The sequence below is a fragment of the Clostridium punense genome (assembly GCF_017874425.1).
Taxonomy (GTDB): domain Bacteria; phylum Bacillota; class Clostridia; order Clostridiales; family Clostridiaceae; genus Clostridium_J; species Clostridium_J punense.
In genome coordinates, this window is the sequence record NZ_JAGGLL010000005.1 from 86,005 (window position 1) to 107,630 (window position 21,626).

Below are 21,626 nucleotides of genomic sequence, written 5' to 3' on the forward strand. Positions count from 1 at the left end.
CTTATATTTAGACTTCTCCATGAAACATTCATATACTTTATTATTATACTACCAAATTAATTTCTATCCTATATATTTATTCCGTCTATGGATTTTTGTACTTCTAGCTTTCATAAAAATAAAAATTAATAGCTGAGTTAGTCCTCCACTAAAATCTATAAGCACATCCCTTACCTGAGAACTTCTTCCATTAATAAAACTTTGAAGGTACTCATCGCAAGTAGCTGCTAAAATACAAACTAATAGGATAAAAGAAAGGTTTAGCTTCTTATTGTAAAATTCACTATACGTCAAGGTAATAAGCAGAGATAAAATAAAGTACTCTGTAAAATGCCCTGCTTTTCTAACTATAAAATGAGTAGTGTCAGCTTGAGCCTCAGATAGTCTTAACTCCTTAACAATGACATCAACTATTTTAAGACTAGTTTTTGCAGACTCATCCCCTGGCTTTGTAGACATATAGAATATGAAAGATATCCAAACTACTGTAATAAGTAATAGTATATACTTTTTTATACTAATCACCTGCCTTTTCATGCATAGACTATAAAAGCTATTTTTCTATTTCATTTTTTCTACTTTATTTAAGTATTTTTCATGGAAAATATTCACTACATATAAAATTCAACCTTACAAAACGATACTTATAATTACTTCCTTTAGGTCTCTTAAAGTTTTACTAAATTATTCCATAGTTTTTAGTAGTAAGCTTATTGCACTATTAATATTATATACTACCATTAACTTTGCGCAATAAAATTATTAAATTCCCGTAGAAAGCTTAAAAACAAAAAACTAGCTCCTCGCTAGTTTTTTGTTTTTAAATTATTAATTCCTACTAGTTTTTAATACTTGGAATAAATACATATTATCTTAAAGTTCCATCTGAGTTAAATGTGTAAGTTACACCATCAATTTCATAAGTTCCAGTTAGCATAACCCCATATTCATTATCTAAATAGTACCAGTGATTACCATAAAATAGCCATCCTGTTTTTAAATCACCACCATCGTTAAAATAATACCAATAATCTTTAATCTTCTGCCACCCTGTCTGCATAATGCCACTTGCATCAAAATAATAACGGTTGTCCTTTATTTCCCATGGTCCAGTTAACATAGTACCATGACCATCAAAGTAGTACCAATTGTTTTGCCAATTTAGCCATTCTCCTACCTTTCCTGCACCATTTCCTTCAAAGTAGTACCATTTTCCCGCTTCTTTAATCCAACCCGTTTTCATTTCTCCACTTTTTCCGAAATAATAAAGCTTATCATTGATAACTTGAAATCCCGTTGAAGCTAGTCCATTGCTAGCTAAGTAATACCAAGTCCCATGATAATTTAGCCATCCTGACTTAGCTGCGCCACTATCACTAAAGTAGAACCAACTTTCATTACTCTTAACCCATCCAGTTTGCATTGCTCCACCTTCAGCAAAGTAATAAAGTTTTTTATCTATTACCTGTAAGTCTTTAACCATGACTCCCTTGTCATCTAAATAGTACCAAGCGCCTTGATAAAGAAGCCATCCCTTTTTCAAAGAGTTAGTAGCTGATTCATAATAAACATAATCTCCACCAAATAGCTTATTCCATCCATCCTTGTTGATATCCGTAATATTAAGAGTGTATGCTGTTTCTTCATGCCATACCTTGCTAACCTTTATATAGTAATTACCTGGCATCAGCTTTCCTAAAATAATTCCATTAACAGGAACATCCTTAGTTGGTGATTGATAGACATTCTTAAATAGACTATTCCCTACCTCATCAAATATTTCACACTGAATCTTTGAAAATGTATTTATTCCAAAGGCAACTATACCCCTCTTTGATACTTCTATTTTATATACATCTGAATTGTCATTGCTTACTAAGCAACCCTTCATATCTCCAGAGTTTATTTCGATCTTTTGCGCTGTGGAAATATCATTATTTGGCTCTATTTCTTTAGTATTTACTTTAGCATAGGATAATAAAAACTTAAAGTTCCCTGCTGTTGAAGAAGAAATTGTTATATAATATGTTCCTGGCAAAACATTTTTATGCATTTTCCAGCTAGACGATGACTCACCATCACTAGTACTAGCATTTTCTGAAACTAAACATATTCCCTTATCGTCTTCAACTTGTATATTTATTTTCTTTATACTTGAAAGAAAGTCAATGCCTAACCCCCCTTCAGCAGGCAGTTGAATTTTATATTTTATAGCTTGATTTTCACTGGTCAATTCATCTTTTATCTCTTGATTTAAGCCTATTTCTTTTTCCACTACTCCCGCGGTAGTAGAAAGCGCCTGTGTTTCTTCACCCTTCTCGCCAATACCCTCAGTAGTTTCTTCTAGCATTGTCACATCTCTGTGGTCACTAGTAATTTCTTTTATAATGGTATTACTTCTGACATATTCGTTTTCTTTAAACAAATTATGTTCTGCCTTTTCTATAATATTCACGTTTTCTCTCTGTTGTTTGAAAATCTCAGTTGGTCTTTGCTTTGCTGAAGCATTTTCTTCACTTGATGCTTTAACTACATTGAATTGAGTTGCAGTTAATAATGCTGCTAACCCTAATGCCAATAGTTTTTTATTCATTTCCAACACCCCTTTATTTAGTATTAACCCCTAGAACTTTTAGATTTTGTAAATATCTATTTTAATTATTTTAGAATTATAAAAGATATTATAATATTTTATATTATCTATATCCCAGCTTATCTTTCAATCTTTAGAAATAAATTTTAAAAGCAACAATTATTTTAATGTCCCATCTTGATTAAAATTATAAACTACACCATTTATTTTTAAACTACCAGTTACCATAACTCCAGCTTTATTGAAGTAATACCAATTATTATCCCATCTAAGCCATTCTTCTGACTTACCTGCACCATTTTCTTCAAAGTAGTACCATTTCCCCGCTTCTTTAATCCACCCAGTTTTCATTTCTCCAGATTTTGCAAAGTAGTAAAGTTTTTTATCAATTCTTCTAAATCCAGTACTCATAAGCCCGTTGTTTTCTAAGTAATACCAAGTATCATAGTATAATAACCATCCTGATTTGGCGGCTCCACTTTCACTGAAGTAAAACCAATTATTATAATACTTAACCCAGCCTGTTTGCATTGCTCCACCTTCAGCAAAGTAATAAGCCTTTTTATCTATTATCTGTAAGTCTTTAACCATAACTCCATTTTCATCTAAATAGTACCAAGTTCCATAATAAAGAAGCCATCCTTTTTTAAAAGAATTGTTTATTGAATCATAATAGACGTAATCATTATCCCCTAACTCATTCCACCCATCTTTGGTAATACTCTTAACATTTAGTTCATAAGTCAAAAATTCCTTACTCATGCTTTCAGGTTTTGTAACAATTACATAATAACTACCAGCTTTAAATTTTTCTACAATAAATCCCTCATAAGCATTTGCTCTTTCTTGCAAACCAAGTATCCCGACATGTAACATATTGCCTTTATCATCTAATATTTCAACCAAAAAAGAACATTTGGATTTCAATCCAAATGATAATGCACTATCTTTTTCTACATCTAACTTATAAATATCTACATTATCGTTAACTGGGAAAAGCCCTTCTATTGTTTCTTTATCTACTCCTATTTTCTGTGCTTTATCCATACTATTGTTTGGTTCTATTTCATTAGTATCTAACTTAGCATATGATACATATATTTTAAAGCTTCCTATATAGGAAGATGAAATTGTTATATAGTATGTTCCTGGTTGAACATAACTTAAAGATTTCCAATCAACTGTTGATTCTTTAGAAGTAACCTCTGCAGAAATTATTTCATTACCCTTGTCATCAATAATCCCCATTAGAGCAGTATCCATGTCTATATCAAGGTCAAGGCTTAAACTCCCAACCTCAGGTATTTGCACCTTATACTTAACTGCTTCATCTGCTTTAGTTATCTCTCCCTTTACATGTTGTCTAAGTGGAATTTCTTTTTCTACTACTTCATTTACTTTAGTAGCTACCTGAGCTTGTCCACTCTTCGTTGCAGTGTCATCCTTAGTTGCTGCCTTAACTACATTGAATTGAGTTGCAGTTAATAATGCTGCTAACCCCAATGCCAATAGTTTTTTCTTCATTCTCAACACCCCTTTGTTTAATATTAACCCTTGGAATTTTTAGATTTTGTAAATATCTATTTTAATTGTCTTAGAATTATAAAAGATAATGTGATATTTTATATTATTTATATCACATCTTATCTTTCAATGTTTATAAACAAAGTTAAGATATTTACTTTACCTTCATAACAAATATTACCACATAACTTGGAAATGTTTAATATTATGGTAAAAAAATACATTCGACCTTTCTTTGCATTTATAGACAATTAATATCATAGTTTCTTCAATGTTTTATTAATTATATGATAAATTTTATTTATACTTTAAAATACTGCAAATGCATTTTCTCCACAAACTATTAATGAAATGTTTTTGAATATGTTTACAAAAAATTTTAAAAACAGTTAAGTTTACTATATAACAATAAAAAAACCATGTACTACATATAATTAAATTATCTATAGTACATGGTTCAATTAATATTAAATTTTAAAATACGCTCTCTTTAAATGTGTCTTTGTCTACTACAAAACCTATATTTTTTTACTACCTTTTAATAATAGCATGCTCATCCCAAGTTCCATCCCCTCTAAACTTATAGTTCGTTCCATCAATTGTATAAATGCCTGATGTTACCATATTAGGAGCTAAGTAGTACCAATGTCCACCATAGTATAGCCATCCAGTTCTTAGATCTCCACCTTGATTAAAGTAGTACCAATCACCCTCAATGCTCTTCCAGCCTGTTTGCATTGCCCCACCTTCATTAAAGTAGTAAACCTTACCGTCGATTTCCCATGCTCCAGTTGCCATAATCCCATTTTCATTAAAGAAGTACCAAGTCTTACCTACTAAGGCCCATTCAGACATTCTTGCTGCTCCATTGTCTCCAAAGTAATACCAGTGGCCCTCAATAAGCTTCCAACCTGTTTGCATATCTCCGCTGTTATTAAACCAATAATTTTTTCCACCTATAGTCTTAGGCCCTGTATACATTTTTCCTTGTTCACCTAAATAGTACCAAGTCTTTCCTTGCAGTAGCCACTGATTAACTTTGGCTGCTCCACTTGACTCAAAGTAGTACCAAGTTCCGCCTTCATTAATCCAACCTGTTTGCATTATGGAATCTTTATTGAAATAGTATATCTTGCCACCTATAGTTTTTAGCCCCTTATAGCTTTCACCATTGCTACCAATATAGTACCAACTAGTTCCTGATCTCAACCAGCCTTCTTTAGCTGCACCACTAGGACCAAAGAAATACCAAGTATTATTCAATCTTACCCACTCAGTTTTCATAATTCCATTTCCATCTAAGTAGTAGTAAGCTCCATTTATTTGTTGCAGTCCTGTTTTCATAATTCCCTGTGAGTCAAAATAATAATATTTACTACCACTTAATAACCAGCCTACTTTTAAGTTCTTAGTAGCTGCATCATAGTAGGATTTTCTTCCATCTTCTAAAGTAATCCAACCGTCACTACTTATATTAGTAAAATATCTATTACCTAACTTAAATTTATATGTTCCGTATTCTTTGCCTGGATAAGCATTAGTAACCCTAAAATAATAAGTTCCTTCGTTTAACAGCGCAGAATTAACTGCTGTTACAGGTGCATAAGATCTTCCCTCTTTTATCTGATTGCTGAAAACAACCTTTTTATTTGAGTCTAAAATTTCAACATTTGCACCATATATACTTGATTCCACATTTATATCAACTATGCTCTTTTTAGAAAGTTGAAATTTATAGGTGTCTGTTATATCCGTTTCTGTCAAAAATCCATTAAATTCCTTTGAATTTAGCTCAACATTCTGTGCAGTTTCAAAGCTATCATTTGGTTCAACTTCATCATTCTCTGCATCTCGGTGGCCTACATATAAGTCAAAATTACCGCTAGTTTCTTGTGTACTAAAACTAAAATAATAAGTTCCTGGTTGTAGGAATTTTAATTCAGAAAGAATATAACCTGAATCATATTTTTGCCCAACAATTCCGCTGTGATTTACTATAACATTGCCATTAGCATCCTTCACTTCTATGGTAGCCTCTTTAATTTGACTCACTACATAAAACTGAACTATTCCCTTTGTCTCAATATTTACTTTAAGATTTACAGTCTGCGCCTCTGGAGTTATAGTTTTAGTCACTGTAGTTTTAATTGGAATTTCCTCTATAGGAGTCTCCACGGGTGATTCTTCTACCGGTGCTTCTGGTTCTGTTGGTTGTGGTTCTTCTGGCTGTGGTTGTCCAACTTCTCCACCAGTTCCTTCAGCAGGTGTTTCAGCTCCTGTACTTTGCTGAGAATTATCTAGTTGTGTCTGTGATTGATTTGTATTCTCAATGATAGGCTGATTCTCTTTTAGAACTTCTTGTAAATTGCTTTGGCTTGCAGATGAATCTGCTGTAGATGCTTGTACTACTGAAAATTGTGTTGTGGTTATTAACGCTGTTAATACTAAAGCTAGAACTCTCTTTCTCATGTTTTCCCCCTAAATGCTCTCATTATAGTTTTTTCTAGATGTTTTTAACTTCACCTGTGTTTTTCCACAGTGAAGTCAGGAGTAAATGGAGTGTTTATGAATTTTATGGTTTTATATTATAGGTAACCAGAGTTAAAATTTAACTTATACATGGGTCCTACCCTGGTTCACTTAAGGCTTTTGGAACCTGAAAAATTAAACTTTAACTGAAGAAGCCTATATGCAAATAAAACCTTTACATAAACCCTTTTATTATTTATTCCTAGTCAATTTTATCATAGATTAAAAGTAAAGTTAATCTTTTTTATTTTCCACTAATTCGATGTTTTGCACTATATGTATTATTTATCCAAAGCATCTAATGTTTATTATTAAAAAAAGAAAAAGTTATATAATTCAATAACTTTTTCTTTCATATGCTTCATAATTTATAAAATTCTTTTTAATTGCTTGCTGGGTTTAAGTAAGCTTCTACTTTTCTCAAGTCCTCTATAGAGTCCACCTCAAACACATCTTCACTGCCAATTTTATGTACATATACTTCTAAATCCTTAATATTATCCTTTACAATGTCATCCCAGTATAGGTTAGTAAAGTCCCCACCCTTAATAGCTTCCTCAAGTTTTTTCACAATTTTTTCTCCATCTTTTTCACTCCAGAAGGATACCCCTGAAAGAATATAATCTTCTTCCTTTGTACCAACCTCAATATCATAAACTCTTAAATCTTCATTGAATCTTAACATCCACTCATTTTCGAAATCCTTCTTTTTAGCACTAAAGTATAAAGAAGTCTTTGGACTTTCTAGGAAAAAGTTGTTGTTCAAATATATATCCGCATCTATAACATAAGAATTCTTAAGATAATCCTTCACAAGATACATGGTGTAAATGTTGTTATAAACATCATACTTATCATTGTGAATAAGTTTAACTCCATATTTTTGTTTTAAATAATTAAAGCTTTCGTGTAGATATCCAGTAACAACTATGATATCTTCAACTCCTACTTCCTTTAAAAATTCAATTTGACGTTCAGCCATTGGTACTCCGTTAACTGGAACTAGAGACTTTGGGGTAGTTAGGGTAATAGGTCTTAATCTAGTTCCCATTCCTGCTGCTAATAGTATTGCTCTCATTACTTGTCCGTTGCCAAAACCTTATAAAACCTTATAAAGCTTGTTTAATTCCCTGTTCAACGTATCCGATTTCACTAAAGGCTAATTTCGTTTGATATAACACTCCGAGGGCTTAAATTCCCATACAACGCATGGTACATATATAAGGTTACTTTAAAGTGTACGCCCTTATATTTACTAACTTTGCTTGGTTCTCGCATTTTTAACACTAACACCCTCAAGGTTCTACCCTATGATTACATCACTTTCGCAATGTATGGGATTCACAATAGCTAATAGTATTATATCACACGTTTTTAAGAATTATACTCTAAGGTTGGCAACTTCCCCCCTTCCTATCTATAAATTTTCACTATATTATTATAAACTTCTGCAATGTTTTGTTATCTGTTAAAGTGCCTCCGCTTTAAATTTCTCTTTGCTCTGTTATATCTATCTATTCCATAGGTTCCAAAGTCATCCCCTTTGGCTTCCTTAATATTAGTCCAAATACTCCATAAAAAATCTTGGCATATCTTATTGATAAGTATTCGTATACGATATTTTTCATCTACTTTCCCACTAAAATAGTAGCTTAAAAATAGCTCCTCATCATCCTCTGAAAAATCACACTCTAAGCTGTGAGCAGCTAAATCCCACATTGGATCGTTCATGCCACTATACTCCCAGTCAATAAGATGAATTCTATCATCTCCGCTTTTAATAAAGTTTTCTGGAACCGTATCATTATGACAAGGAACAAATTCTAAACCTAAATCCTTCTGAAGGGTTTTTAAGTTCATAACCTTTTCTTTTATTTCATAGTAATCTTCAAAGTTATTTCCATTTACCTTCTTTAATAAACCTTCATAGTCCTCTATTTTCTTAAATACGTCAAAACAATTATTAAACTTCACCGGAGAATCATGAAGCTTTTTTAAAATTCCTGCTGTAAGCTTCATAACATCTTCTCTTTTTGCAGTCTTACCATTTAAGGTTTCTGCATTTTCAATATACTCTGCTATTTTAATTCCATCTTCACGGCCAAAATACACAATATTAGCATCAATACCTAAGTCCTTAATAGCTTCTACATTATCTATTTCTTCCTGTCTATTAATCATTTCCTCTGTACCATTACCAGGAATTCTAAGCACATAGTTTTTATCACTTACTGTTATTTTAAAGTTTTTATTTGTCATACCACCAAAAGGCATCACAGAAGTTATTTCTTCGTTATCTACCTTAAGTGCATTAGCTATATTGTCCTTAATTTGCTTGATTTTAATGCTCATTTCTTTTCTTTTAAGTCTTGGATATATATTGCCAATTATCTTCTCATAATGGTCCTTATTATCTGCTTCTGCCCAAACTAGATCATCTATTTTTATATATCCAATTTCATAATTTCTAGCCACATCTAGTAAAAGATACTCATAGTTTAAGTAAGGGTTCTTATTATGTTTATAATCTTCTAACATCTTCATATAAACCTGATAAGAAATCTTACAAACTCCTATCATTTCTCCATCTATTCTGTTTAATTGATGTATGTCCTTTGATATCTTATAAACATAATGATTTCTTAATTCTACAAAGGCCTCGTCTCCAGAACCGCTCTCATTGGTGATTATAACACTATCTCTTTCCTGAGAATTAATAAGTTCTGTTATAGCACTTTCTTCAATTAAGATATCATCTTCAATTAAAATAAAATCATCAGTTATATACTTTTGTGCAAGACTCAATGAACTCATGGTGCCAGTCCATTTATATTTATCATTAGTTACTAAGAATATATTACTTTGCTTGTTAAGCTCTTCAAAATACTCTTTTTTATATCCTGTAATAATAACAATTTTTTCAATGCCATGATCTCTTAAAATATTTATGGTTCTACTTATAAAAGTATTGTCATCTAGCTTTAAAAAACCTACTGGTCTATCAAAATCTAATTTACGGCCTGCAGCTAATATAACTGCCTGCTTTACCTTTTTAAACTCGTCTGTATGTATATTAATTTTTACATCACTGTAACTTTTTATGTTTTCCTCTAATACCTCTATGCCCTTTTCTGTTAGGTGATACTTTACGCTTTTCCCTAACTTTTCACAATATATATATTCTTTATTTAAAAGATGTCCTATTATTAAATTAACTTTTCCTAAGGATAAGCCGGACTTTAATGCAACTTCCCTTTGATTTATATTTGAATTCTGATTTAAGATCTTTAAAACCTCTATAGTATCCATAAGCCCCTCCTTTGTTCACTATTTGAACATTCATATATATAATATATTATTGCCTAAGATTTTGCAACATATAGGGAAATACACCCCGTTCTTAAATCATCTATACAAAGAGAAGCAAAATCAACAACTTAACTTATACCTATAAACAACCTCAATCTCTTCATAAATTGTAGTACTAAATATTCACTATAGCATAAATAAAAGGACTAGAAATCAATCTAGTCCTTACACTAAAATCTTGTGTGAAATTTCAAGTGAATAAATATGAATTCATTATCCTATAGAACCTCTAGTTCTCTATAGAGTCCTACTAATATTAACTAACTCTACCGTAGACATTGATTCTTCTTCCCTCAATTAGAACGTTAGCTGCCATCTGTCCATTGTCATAGAAGAAATACTCTGCTCCATCAATCCTATACCATCCAGTTCTCATTGCACCATTGGCATCTAAATAGTACCACTTTCCACCTTGAAGCAGCCACCCCTTCTGCATAGCTCCAGATTCACTTAAATAGTATTTTGTATTTCCGTCAACTAACCATCCTGTTTCCATTGCTCCATACTTATTTAGGTAATACTTAGTTCCATAATAATCAATCCAGCCTGTCTTCATTTCTCCGTTACCATCTAAGTAGTACCATACTTTGTCTGGCTTAATCCAGCCTGTTTGCATTGCTCCGTAAATATCAAAGTAATACCATATATTATTATCTAATACCCATCCTGTTTGCATTGCTCCAGAAGGTCCTAGATAATACTTTCTATTATTATCAGTGATAAAGCCAATCTTCATCTCACCAGTTTTATCAAGATAATACCATTTGCCTCCAATAAGTGCCCAGCCTGTCTTCATAGCACCAGAGTCTTCAAAACAGTACCACTTATCCTCTAATAGTAACCATCCAGTTTTCATTTTTCCTTCAGAATCTAAGTAATACTTTCTTCCAAGGTAATCAATCCATCCAGTTTGTCTTACTCCTTGAGGATCTAGGTAATACCAGATTTTATTATCTAATACCCAACCAGTTTTCTTTTCTCCAGTTACTGGATTAACATAATACCATTTATTATCTACATTTATCCATTTATATGGTTGCACATTCTCTTGAAGATAATTAACAACCCCATCAACAATGGCATTTGCAAGTTTTTCTTGATAGCTATCTGTAGCTAATAAAGCTGCTTCAGATCCATTAGTAAGATACCCACACTCAACTAAGGCAGAAGGCATATTAGTTTCTCTATTAACTAAAAAGTCTTGACTTAAAACGCCTCTATTATTTGCTCCAGTATAGTTAACTAACTTTGTTTGTATACTGCTGGCAAAAACCTTATGAGCTGGTTTATCCTCATGATAGTAAGTTTCTATCCCTTTGGCTGCTGAAGAACCAGCGGCATTTGCATGTATTGAAACAAACACATGAGCTCCATATTCATTGGCAAGTCTTGCTCTTTCCTTTAGCTCTACAAAGACATTTGTAGTTCTACTCATCATAACATCAATATTTTTAGCCCTAAGCTTTTGTTCTACCTTAAGTGCTACACCTATATTTACATCGGCTTCTCTAACCCCATTAGCTACAGCACCTGGGTCCTTGCCACCATGACCAGCATCAATAAACACTTTATAAAAAGTACCATTTGTTGTACTGTTGACACTTCTAGAAGCTGTATTTATACTTCTGCTTATTCTGCTACCATCATCAACAAAAACTTCTAAGATATGATGTTTACCATTAACTTCACTTACTAAGAAGGTTGTCCCTGGAGCTATACCCCTAAAAGTATTATTTTTAATAACCTTTACAATGTTGTCGTTAGTTGATACCCAAACTGTAGCTTGTCCCATATCTTGAGTCACAAAAGTTTTCTCTTGTCCTACTTTTATAGACAATCCATTTTCAACAATAACGTTTTCTTCTCCATACTTCTCAATCAAATTAAACAATTTTGTTTCTGTGGCACTCATTGCACTAACCTGCATCGTACCTTTAAATAGTAAAAGGTTTATAGCTAATATAGCACCTAACAGCACAGCTGATTGAAAAAATAGTTTAATGCTTTGTTTTACAAAATTCACCTTTTATCCACCTTCCATTCCTCACAAAATAATATAAATCCTCAAATTAATACATTAAACCTTACTTAAATATTTTAACATACATAAATTTAAAAATCTATGTAGAATATTGTGGCAATATAGAATTTATTAAACTTTTTCATGGATAACAAAATTTTTTATGTGAAGTTCATCAGAATAGCAATTTGTATAGTAATAACAAATGTAAACTTAAAAAGTAAAATTTAGTAATTTTAAAGATTATATTCACCAAAAATAAAAAGTCACTCTAGAAACCTCCTTCTAGAATGACTTAAGTTATTAATAATAGTTTTTTATTAAGGTTAATCCTTTTTTGTTATAAGCTCTTTCTTAGGCATCTTCAAAAAATAAATAAGTCAATCTGCTCGTCTATTTTGTGCTATACTGCGTCAACAGAACCCTTTGATAGCCCCACTATCTGCGGAACCTATTTCCTTGTCTATCACAAAATAGCCTTCACATCTTTGACTTGTTATTTATTTTCAGATGCCTTACTATTTTTCACAATAGTAACTCCATAACCTAAAAATATCCAATACACTGTAGCCACAAAGTTTGCCACATAAAGCATATTAGCTTCAACAAAGTTTATTACATAAATAGCTATGGTAAGAGCAAAGATAGATGCTAAAATCTTCTTTTCTACATTATTTACTTTGTATTTAACTAAAGTTTTATACATAAGAGCACTAATGAAAATAAAGAAGACTAGTATTAATAATAGGGCAATTCCACCATTGCTTACTGCAGTTTGAATGTAAATATTGTGCATAGCCCCTCCTTCTATACCTGGAAGTGGCTTGGTTGCGACTTTTTTAACCTCTTCTACTACATTACTAACTCCTACTCCATAGAAAAAGTTGCTTTTCACTACCTTAAGTCCTTGTGACCATAATGAAAGCCTTCCTCCGAAGAATCCTAAGCCCTCACTCTTATTTACAAGATATCCTCCCCATCTAGAGAGAATAAAGGCACCTAGACCTCCACCTAGTGCTAGATATATTACATAGGTGAATCTATGTCTTTGGGATTTTATTAGTACAAATAAATATACTATAGCATAGGCAAGTAGTCCTACCATAGCTCCTCTTCCCTTTGACATATTTAGTACTATGAGTTGAATTCCTATGTTGAAAAAATAAAAAATCACACCAATTTTATTTGTAACCTTTAATTTTAAAATCAATAAAGTAATTATAATAGACAAACAGGCTACTAAAGCTTCTGTATTAGAACCTGTATAAACTCCAGTGTAGGCTCCGTAAGGAGTCATCCCGTAGCGCTCTTTCATAAATACAAAATTTATATCCAAAGCGTACATTACTAAAGTGACAAAGGAAGCTACAAAACTTATTATTATATAAGTTTTACATAAGGTACTTAACTCCTTAACAACTACATATTTGTTATTGATTCTAACCTCACTAAAGAGTATAAAAAACTGAATCCAAAGTGAAGCCCAAAGCTTTAAGTTTCCTACTTTTCCTTTCATAAGGAATATGGTAACAAAACCAAGAAGGAAAAATATAACCAAAGGGTACTTATACCTTTTAATAGCTAAGGTTCCATCCTTCTTAAATTCTAAAAACATTATAGCCACTGCCCAACCTAGCAGTAAGAAATTTGTTAAGGTACTAAACCTAGGAATCTTAGCTAAGAATGTAGTATAAATTAAGGTAATTATGATAAAAACCATTTTAAAGTTTAATTTTTGCTTAGCAATAGAAATATATATTAGAATCCCCTCCTAACACAAAATAAAGATATTTCCTCTTTATTTAACATTTTTCAGAAAATCCCATCCAAAGACTATAGCCAAGCCTAATATTACTCCTCCTGCAAGTCCCATAACACCATACTTTTTCTTACTTGGAACTACTTCATCGATTTTATCTAAAGAACCAACTGGAGTTAACAGTTTTGCACTTTCCTTTTCTAGCTTCATTCTTGATATTTCATCCACAGTAAAGCTATAAGAGGTTTCTGAAGCCTTCATATCCTTTAAAATTTCAAGCTTTTTATCTAGTTCCTTAATTCGATCATCATAATACCTAGTTTTCTCTTGTGTCATAGTTAAATCCATGGTATTTTTATATGCATTTATTAAATCCACTACTTGCTTCTCACTACTACCAGTAGCTGTAAAGGTTATTTTTCTTACATAATCATTAACTGTGGTATTTAGCTCCTCTGCTTTAACTGTAACCATGGATTTTGCCCAATTAGTTACATTCTCCTTAGAGGCTTCTTTGCCTTTATTACTTTCACTATATAAAGTCTTTAAAGTATCATTTTTAGCAAGATTTTCATTAAACTCATAAGATTTTGCAATCTTATCTCCAGCCATAAATATTCCACCTTGCTGAGCAAATTCAGCTTTAGTAGTATAAGTAACAGGCTTAGAAGTAGCATACCAAAGGGCTGCTGCCGTACATATAATAGTTGTAGCTAAAATAATAAACTTACCCTTAAATATTAAGTTTAATATATCTTTTAATTCTATAGAGTCTTCCTTGTAATACAGTTCTAAATATTCTTTTTCCTTCATGTTATCCTCCAAGTTATTATACTTCTCTACAGTACTCTTTTAATTCTTTTTCTATGATTTTTATATCTTCATCAGCTTCATATTTTTTATATAAAGCCACATTTTTTATTGATATGTCTGGATTAAAACCTTGTCTTTTTCTTACATGATGTTTCTCGTCTATATCTAAGAAATTTAAAATCCTCTTAAGAGTTTCATCGTAGTTTAGAACAGCTTCTTCAAAAGTTATTCTAAGCACTCTTTCTGGATCATCTGTGTGGTATTTTTGATGCTCTCTTAACTTTCTATACCAAGTAATATAAGTGTTTAAATCATGGGTAGGTATCCAGCTTTCTTTCCAGCCATATTTATTAGCCACATATAAGTCTCTTGGATCTCTATCCACTACTATAACCTTAATATCATCAAAGTAGTTTAAATACCTTCCGATATTTGCTGGCGGCACTAATTGGTCTGCCACTAAATACTCATACTTAAACTCCTCATCGATGGAGTTAAATAACTCTCTAGTATAATTTTTAGTTTTCTCATGAAAATCCTCACGAGGATAAGAGAAATACATAGTTTTCTTAGGAGTTTGAGCAACTATTTCCGTATCTTTAGGATTATTAAATAATTTTCTAAATCTAGGGTATAGCTTATACGCAAAAAAAGTGTAAACTGGATTTGCTTCTATGGAATGTTGCTCCCAATACCCTTGCCAAGATAAGTCTATAAGAGAATCAATGTATTTGTAGGATATTTCCTTAAACTTACCATGAAAGAAGCCTTCATATCTTTTTGCAAGGGCATTTCCTGAATGATAATCTACTATATCTTTAAATCTACGTATAGCAATATCGGAATTCATTCTATGATGGTTATCAACAAGGGCACACTCTAGAGTAGAAACCCCATCATAATCTTGAAGAAATCTAAATTCGTATTCTCCTAAGGAGTTGCAATTATCAAATTCCTTTAATAAGTCTGTTATTACGCTAGAACCTGTTCCCCCATAGCTTGCACAGGTTACCATTTTATGATATCTTTTTTCACTCATATAATTAACCTCTTTCTTTAATAGCTTAAGGCATCTGAAAACAAATTGACTTACTTATTTTTTGATGATGCCTAATATCTTTGCACAGTAGAAATATAAAAACTTTGAGAACTGAAATATACTTATTTCTACCTTCTTAAAAGTTCCTATTACATTTTTTACTCTGCCTAGATCTATATCTTTAAGATTTATATCTAGTTCTTTTATTCGCTTTATTGCCTTAAAAGACTGTAATAGGCTATACTCACCAAAGACCTTTTTCACAGATCCTAAGAATATATTTACATAATCAAAGTCTATGTAGATACTGATTTTTTCTATTTCCTCATTGCTTATATTAATAGAATTTTTATTTACATAGTTATAAAAGCTTCTATTGGTTTTTAAAGCATCTAAGTACTTAGGAGAAAACTTTGAGTGCATAGCAGAGGTATTTCTATTTATTATATCTGTGTAGTCCTCTGTAACACTAATAACTTTCTTTGCATTAAAAAGGCATTTCCCAATAAACTCTATATCCTCTCCAAAGGCCATTCCTTCAGAGTAATATATGTTATTATCTCTTAACATTGGTCCAGAGTAAAGAGCATTACCTGTACAAATCCAAATCTCTTTACTAAGCTTCTTCTTTAAAGCTTCATAACCCGGCACCGGCTCAGATAAGTAACCTAAATGATCTTTATACTTATCAATAGGCGGCTTACTATAATCATCAAATTCTTCATAACCTGTGTGGCATATGTCCGCACCATATTCTTCTGCTTTTGCCACCATATTCTCAATAGCTTCAAGCTTTAGCTTGTCATCTCCATCTAAAAGAAGTACATAATCTCCCTTAGCTTCCCTAAGGCCAATATTTCTAGCCTTGCTAACCCCTCCATTTTTCACATCAAAAACCCTATAGGTAAGAGTCTTGCCTTTAATGTAATCATTTATCCTTTGAAGGCTATTATCCGTAGAACCATCATTAATTATTATAACCTCAATGTTTCTATAGGTTTGGTTTTCTAAAGATTCCAAGTTGTATAATATATAGTCTTCTAAATTGTAAACAGGAACTATTATACTTACTAATTTCATAACTTCCTCCTAGCATTTAGGTTATAGCCTAACATTTTTCATTATATGTCATTTCCTTTAGATTTTCAATGTTCGCAATACCTATCAATAAGTTATTATGTGCAGTTTAGATATTAGGCATCTTCAAAAAATAAATAAGTCAATCTGCTCGTCTATTTTGTGATATACTGCGTCAACAGAACCCTTAGATAGCCCCACTATCTGCGGAACCTGTTTCCTTGCCTGCACAAGCCCGCTTGTGAACACAAAATATCCTTCACATCTTGGACTTGTTATTTATTTTCAGATGCCTTATACAGTTTTTTTATTTACTAATACCTTACCTGTTACCAATTCAATTATCCTCTTATAAATCATACTTAAAGCAGTTATTATGAAAAAATATAGGAAAAAACTAAAAATGGGCATGTCTTTATTTATAATATTATAATTATAAATAAAAACTCCTTCAAATAAGTACAGATAAAAAGATATTGAGCCTATATAATCTAACAGATAAATATATTTTTTAAAGCTATAAATAATAAGTATAGTACTAATAAGTACTACCGCAACCGAAAAATTATAAAGCATGTATAGGTTATTATTTGTATTAATATTTCCATAAATAAGATATATGAAAATTACAGTAATAAGATTGATAAAAATAATTTTACTTTTACTATTAACTATAGTTCTGAGCCTTTCTCCATATGCTCCAACTAATACTCCTATGGGAAACCAAAAACTATGGACTGCACATTGATAATAATACATAGAGAAAGGCTCTCTGTTCATTTGACTATAAAAAATTATAGAAAATAAAAATAAAATACTTATTCTTAAAGCCTTATATTTATTAAAATAAAATACTATGCCAAAAACTATATACCAACTTAATATAAACTGAATATACCACATAGTGCCATCAAATCTAGTTAAGTTATCTATACCTAAAATATTTTTTAAAATATATATTTTAGAATACTCCTTATTTAAGAAAAACCTATCATATAGTAGAAAGATTCCAGTAATTAAGCTATAGGGTATAAGTACTGTAACTATCCTCTTCTTCCAATAGCTAAAAGTAATCCCTTTCTTTTCTGAAGATTTATAAAGCCCATATCCTGAAATTAATAGAAATATACATACCCCATTGGCTCCTAAGAGGTTTAGAATGGGATTATGTATTTCTGCTACCCTAGAAAGATGCCCAAAAATAACAAGCAATATTGCAATACCCTTTATTTGAGAAGTTACTGTATAGCTATCAACCTTATAATTCTTTTTATTTAAAAACACCATAGCAAAAAATAGTATTACTATCCAAAGCAAGTAACTTGATTTCATAAGTATCCACCTTTTCAAAGTATTTTAATATAGTTATTATACCCTATTAGCAATAAATGACAACGATGATTTTAAAACCTAATAAAACTGAATATCTTTATATAAAATAAATCCCTATAAAAAACACTATAAAACCAATAAGTTTCATAGTGCTTTAGTAAATTATAAATTCCTAATGTAAAAATTAAACTAATTTATTTCCCTGTAAATATTCTTCTGCTTTTTTTAAATCTTCTAAGGAATCAATTTCAAACCAATCATTAGAATCTATTTTATTAATATAAACATTTAGTTTTGTCATTATCTCACTAACTACATCATCCCAATATACGTTATCAAAGTTTCCTCCCCCAATAACCTTTTCAAGTTGCTTTTTAATTAAAGCACCATCTTCCTTACTCCAATAGGAAACCCCTGACATGATGTAATCCGTTCCAGGTCCAACCTCTAGGGTATAAACCTTATTATTTTCATCAAACTTTACCTTCCATTCCTTCAGGAAGTCTTCTTTGATTCCTGAGAAGTAAGTTGAAGTCTTAGGACTTTCTTCAAAGTAATTTCTTACCATATACACATCTGCTTCTGTAACATAAGCATCTGCAAGGTAATCCCTTACTAAATACATGGTGTACACATTATTGTATAAATCATATTTATCATTATGTATTAGTTTTACTCCGTACTTTTCTTTAAGATATTCAAATTTCTCACTTAAATATCCCGTTACTACTATTATGTCATCTATACCTTTTTCCCTTAAAAACTTTATTTGTCTTTCAGCCATTGGCTCTCCTAATACCTTAACTAGTGATTTAGGAATATTATCTGTTAAAGGTCTAAGTCTTGTACCCATCCCTGCTGCCAAAATAATAGCTCTCATCTATGTTCACTCCTTATATATCAATATAATGTATACTTCAATTACTTTATTTAGTATTATAACAAACACTGCTAATTATATCACTATTTTCCCCTATTCGCTTTAAAAAGACTTATTTTTTTTATAAAAACAAGTATTTTTTAGCTTAAAACTTTAATTTTACATTATATAATCACCAAGTTCTTTTTAAAATTTATCTTTGGATGAAAATTTGGCTTGAGCAAGGGCATTTTGTAATTAGAAGTTTTTGTTACCTTAAAGAATAGGATGTAACTATTCTTTAAAATCTCGTTAAAATACCCTGATAATTAACCAATCCCTTGTTGTATAAAGGACTATCATTAATCATCAGGGTAGTTTGATAAAATTATTCTAAATATAGGCACTTGATTTTGCTACTTGAACAAATCAGGTAGCTAAAGTTCTAAAGTACTATTAAATATAGTTTATGGTTTTTAAGTACGCCTCAAGAGCAGCTAAGAAACCTTCCATATCCTTATAGTCTATTTGCCCAATGTTAGCAATTCTAAAGGTATCTGCATCAGATACTTTTCCTGGGTAAATAGTGAAGCCTCTTTCATAAAGGTAATCATGCATAGCATCGAAGCTATAGCCTTCTACCTTAGGCTCTATAATTGATGTAATAAGCTTAGAGTGATTTTCTTCCTTAACTAAGTGCACAAGACCTAATCTGTCTAGCCCAGCAAGTAGAGTATCACAGCTTCTTACATATCTTTCATGTCTTTTTTCAATAGTTTCTTCTTTAGCTTCAACAATTGCTTGTTTTAAAGCATAAAGTATTTGCACTGGTGGAGTAAATCTCATTTGATAGTTCTTAATGAAATACTCGTATTGCTTAAATAAGTTTAGATACACGTTTCTTGGCTTTAATTCCTTAGTTTTTAATAGTGCTTCTAAGTTTGCAATAACAAAGCTAACCCCAGCCATACCTTGAATACACTTATTTGAGCTTGAAGCTAAGTAAGTTATATTCATTTTTTTCATATCAATAGGAATTCCAGCATAAGAACTCATTGCATCCACAATTAAATCTATATTATGCTTTTTGCAAAGTTGTCCAAGTCTTGCTACATCATTTAGTAATCCTGTAGTAGTTTCATGGTGAATTACAGCTAAGTGACTGATTTTATCTGGGGAGTTTTTAATAACTCCTTCTAACTTTTCATAGTCTATAGCATCCACTGTAGAGCTCTTAAATTCTATGAACTTAAGTCCATAAGCTTCAGCAATCTCACACATTCTCTTACCATAAGCACCGTTATTAATAATAACAACAGTATCTTCACCTACTACAGAACTAAGCATAGCTTCAACTGCAGCAGTTCCAGAACCACCAAATAGTACTGTAGTATATTCTTCATTGTTTCCTACAAAGTTTGTAAGCTCTTTAGAAACAAACTCCATAACATCCCCAAACTCTTGCTCTCTTGGGCAAATATCTGCAACCACTTGAGCAAACTTTACAGTATCAGTAGTAGTAGCAGGACCTGGATTTAATAACACATTTCTTTTAACTTCCATAATTAACTCTCCCATCTACTTTGATAAAAATTGCATAAGAGCTAACTTGTTTTCTATTGGAGTAGTAGTTGGTCTTCCTAAATCTTTTCTAGCGCCTCCATTAACCTTAACTTCAAGTAGTGCTGGACCCTGTGCATTGTTTAATAGGGTCATAGCTTCTTTAAGTTCCTCACTAGTAGTTACTGAAAATACATTTTTATATCCGCAGCTTCTTGCAATTCCCTGAAGGTCTATGTTAAAAGCTATAGTTGGCTGACCACCAACAGAATCATGAGCTCCATTGTTTATGATTATATGTTTAAAGTTGTTAACCTGTTGATTTCCGATTATAGCAAGACCACCCATATGCATTAAGGTAGCTCCATCACCATCTAAACAAAATACTTTTCTTTCAGGCTTAGCTAGGGCTATTCCTAGTGCTATTTGAGCAGAATGTCCCATAGACCCTACTGTTAAGAAGTCTCTTTCATGTCCTTCTCCTCTAGCTTCTCTAAGTTCAAATAGCTCACGAGAGGCCATACCAGTAGTTGAAACAATAACTTCGTCCTTACCCATAGCTGAAAGTATAACTTCAATGGCTTTTTCTCTATTCATTTCAAAAGAAGTCTCTATTTTCTTTTGAAGCTTATAGGGCTCAAAAGTACCTTTTCTAACAACTAGTGCAAAAGGCTCATTAGTTGTTTTCATGTGGTTTATAGCTTTTTCTATTTTCTCTTTTGCGCTATCTACAGTATCTTCCTCTGATAAAACTTCATACTTAACACCCATAGTATCTAAAAGCTCTACAGTAACAAGACCTTGCTTTTTATGTTGAGGCTCATCCTTTTTACCTGGCTCTCCTCTCCAGCCTATTAAAAGAAGAGATGGTATATTATAAACTAAAGCATCATTTAGAGATAATAAAGGGTTAACAATATTACCAATCCCTGAGTTTTGCATATAAGTTAAGGCAAACTTTCCAGTAGCTAAGTGGTAACCTGAAGCCATAGCTAAGGCATTACCCTCATTAGCAGCAATTATGTTATTGCTTTCTTCTGTATTATCCATTACATAGGCACAAAAGTCTTTTAATAGAGAATCGGGAACTCCTGTAAAGAAGTCCACTCCATTCTCTTTTAACATGTCATAAAACAGTCCAGTATTTATCAC

General features: G+C 31.7%; 15 protein-coding genes. All 15 read right to left on the bottom strand.

What is annotated here, in order from left to right; translation table 11 throughout:
• Positions 1-63 precede the first annotated feature (63 nt).
• Complete coding sequence (locus J2Z44_RS04575; protein ID WP_209649372.1) at positions 64-525, bottom strand: VanZ family protein; 462 nt, start codon at positions 523-525, stop codon at positions 64-66.
• Between the two features lie 343 nt (positions 526-868).
• Positions 869-2,593, bottom strand: coding sequence for an N-acetylmuramoyl-L-alanine amidase family protein (locus J2Z44_RS04580; protein WP_021283162.1), 1,725 nt, complete (start codon positions 2,591-2,593; stop codon positions 869-871).
• A 159-nt stretch (positions 2,594-2,752) separates the two neighbouring features.
• Complete coding sequence (locus J2Z44_RS04585) at positions 2,753-4,117, bottom strand: N-acetylmuramoyl-L-alanine amidase family protein (protein ID WP_021283161.1); 1,365 nt, start codon at positions 4,115-4,117, stop codon at positions 2,753-2,755.
• Positions 4,118-4,648: 531 nt separating this feature from the next.
• Positions 4,649-6,586 carry an N-acetylmuramoyl-L-alanine amidase family protein gene (locus J2Z44_RS04590; protein WP_021283160.1) on the bottom strand — a complete coding sequence of 646 codons (1,938 nt, stop codon included), beginning with the start codon at positions 6,584-6,586 and terminating at the stop codon, positions 4,649-4,651.
• A 442-nt stretch (positions 6,587-7,028) separates the two neighbouring features.
• Positions 7,029-7,724, bottom strand: a complete 696-nt coding sequence (locus J2Z44_RS04595) for a sugar phosphate nucleotidyltransferase (RefSeq protein WP_021283159.1) — start codon at positions 7,722-7,724, stop codon at positions 7,029-7,031.
• 383 nt (positions 7,725-8,107) lie between these two features.
• On the bottom strand, positions 8,108-9,955 hold the full coding sequence (locus J2Z44_RS04600; RefSeq protein WP_021283158.1) for a phosphocholine cytidylyltransferase/choline kinase family protein: 1,848 nt from the start codon (positions 9,953-9,955) through the stop codon (positions 8,108-8,110).
• A gap of 316 nt (positions 9,956-10,271) precedes the next feature.
• On the bottom strand, positions 10,272-12,038 hold the full coding sequence (locus tag J2Z44_RS04605) for an N-acetylmuramoyl-L-alanine amidase (RefSeq protein WP_021283157.1): 1,767 nt from the start codon (positions 12,036-12,038) through the stop codon (positions 10,272-10,274).
• A gap of 493 nt (positions 12,039-12,531) precedes the next feature.
• Positions 12,532-13,650: an O-antigen ligase family protein gene (locus J2Z44_RS04610; RefSeq protein WP_021283156.1), complete on the bottom strand. Its 1,119-nt coding sequence runs from the start codon at positions 13,648-13,650 to the stop codon at positions 12,532-12,534.
• A gap of 183 nt (positions 13,651-13,833) precedes the next feature.
• Positions 13,834-14,607: a Wzz/FepE/Etk N-terminal domain-containing protein gene (locus J2Z44_RS04615; RefSeq protein WP_021283155.1), complete on the bottom strand. Its 774-nt coding sequence runs from the start codon at positions 14,605-14,607 to the stop codon at positions 13,834-13,836.
• A 16-nt stretch (positions 14,608-14,623) separates the two neighbouring features.
• Positions 14,624-15,646 carry a sulfotransferase gene (locus J2Z44_RS04620; RefSeq protein WP_021283154.1) on the bottom strand — a complete coding sequence of 341 codons (1,023 nt, stop codon included), beginning with the start codon at positions 15,644-15,646 and terminating at the stop codon, positions 14,624-14,626.
• A gap of 54 nt (positions 15,647-15,700) precedes the next feature.
• Positions 15,701-16,726, bottom strand: coding sequence for a glycosyltransferase family 2 protein (locus J2Z44_RS04625; RefSeq protein ID WP_021283153.1), 1,026 nt, complete (start codon positions 16,724-16,726; stop codon positions 15,701-15,703).
• Positions 16,727-17,017: 291 nt separating this feature from the next.
• Complete coding sequence (locus J2Z44_RS04630; RefSeq protein WP_021283151.1) at positions 17,018-18,055, bottom strand: acyltransferase family protein; 1,038 nt, start codon at positions 18,053-18,055, stop codon at positions 17,018-17,020.
• A gap of 184 nt (positions 18,056-18,239) precedes the next feature.
• On the bottom strand, positions 18,240-18,935 hold the full coding sequence (locus J2Z44_RS04635) for a sugar phosphate nucleotidyltransferase (RefSeq protein ID WP_021283150.1): 696 nt from the start codon (positions 18,933-18,935) through the stop codon (positions 18,240-18,242).
• Positions 18,936-19,370: 435 nt separating this feature from the next.
• Positions 19,371-20,477: a 2-aminoethylphosphonate aminotransferase gene (locus J2Z44_RS04640; protein WP_021283149.1), complete on the bottom strand. Its 1,107-nt coding sequence runs from the start codon at positions 20,475-20,477 to the stop codon at positions 19,371-19,373.
• 15 nt (positions 20,478-20,492) lie between these two features.
• Entirely contained in the window at positions 20,493-21,626 is a 1,134-nt protein-coding gene (gene aepY / locus J2Z44_RS04645; RefSeq protein WP_021283148.1) for a phosphonopyruvate decarboxylase, read from the bottom strand.

Bases quoted from the DNA above. Each gene is read 5' to 3' on its own strand.
- J2Z44_RS04580 (WP_021283162.1), bottom strand. From the start codon at position 2,593: ATGAATAAAAAACTATTGGCATTAGGGTTAGCAGCATTATTAACTGCA.
- J2Z44_RS04585 (WP_021283161.1), bottom strand. From the start codon at position 4,117: ATGAAGAAAAAACTATTGGCATTGGGGTTAGCAGCATTATTAACTGCA.
- J2Z44_RS04590 (WP_021283160.1), bottom strand. From the start codon at position 6,586: ATGAGAAAGAGAGTTCTAGCTTTAGTATTAACAGCGTTAATAACCACA.
- J2Z44_RS04595 (WP_021283159.1), bottom strand. From the start codon at position 7,724: ATGAGAGCAATACTATTAGCAGCAGGAATGGGAACTAGATTAAGACCT.
- J2Z44_RS04600 (WP_021283158.1), bottom strand. From the start codon at position 9,955: ATGGATACTATAGAGGTTTTAAAGATCTTAAATCAGAATTCAAATATA.
- J2Z44_RS04610 (WP_021283156.1), bottom strand. From the start codon at position 13,650: ATGTTTTTAGAATTTAAGAAGGATGGAACCTTAGCTATTAAAAGGTAT.
- J2Z44_RS04615 (WP_021283155.1), bottom strand. From the start codon at position 14,607: ATGAAGGAAAAAGAATATTTAGAACTGTATTACAAGGAAGACTCTATA.
- J2Z44_RS04620 (WP_021283154.1), bottom strand. From the start codon at position 15,646: ATGAGTGAAAAAAGATATCATAAAATGGTAACCTGTGCAAGCTATGGG.
- J2Z44_RS04625 (WP_021283153.1), bottom strand. From the start codon at position 16,726: ATGAAATTAGTAAGTATAATAGTTCCTGTTTACAATTTAGAAGACTAT.
- J2Z44_RS04630 (WP_021283151.1), bottom strand. From the start codon at position 18,055: ATGAAATCAAGTTACTTGCTTTGGATAGTAATACTATTTTTTGCTATG.
- J2Z44_RS04635 (WP_021283150.1), bottom strand. From the start codon at position 18,935: ATGAGAGCTATTATTTTGGCAGCAGGGATGGGTACAAGACTTAGACCT.
- J2Z44_RS04640 (WP_021283149.1), bottom strand. From the start codon at position 20,477: ATGGAAGTTAAAAGAAATGTGTTATTAAATCCAGGTCCTGCTACTACT.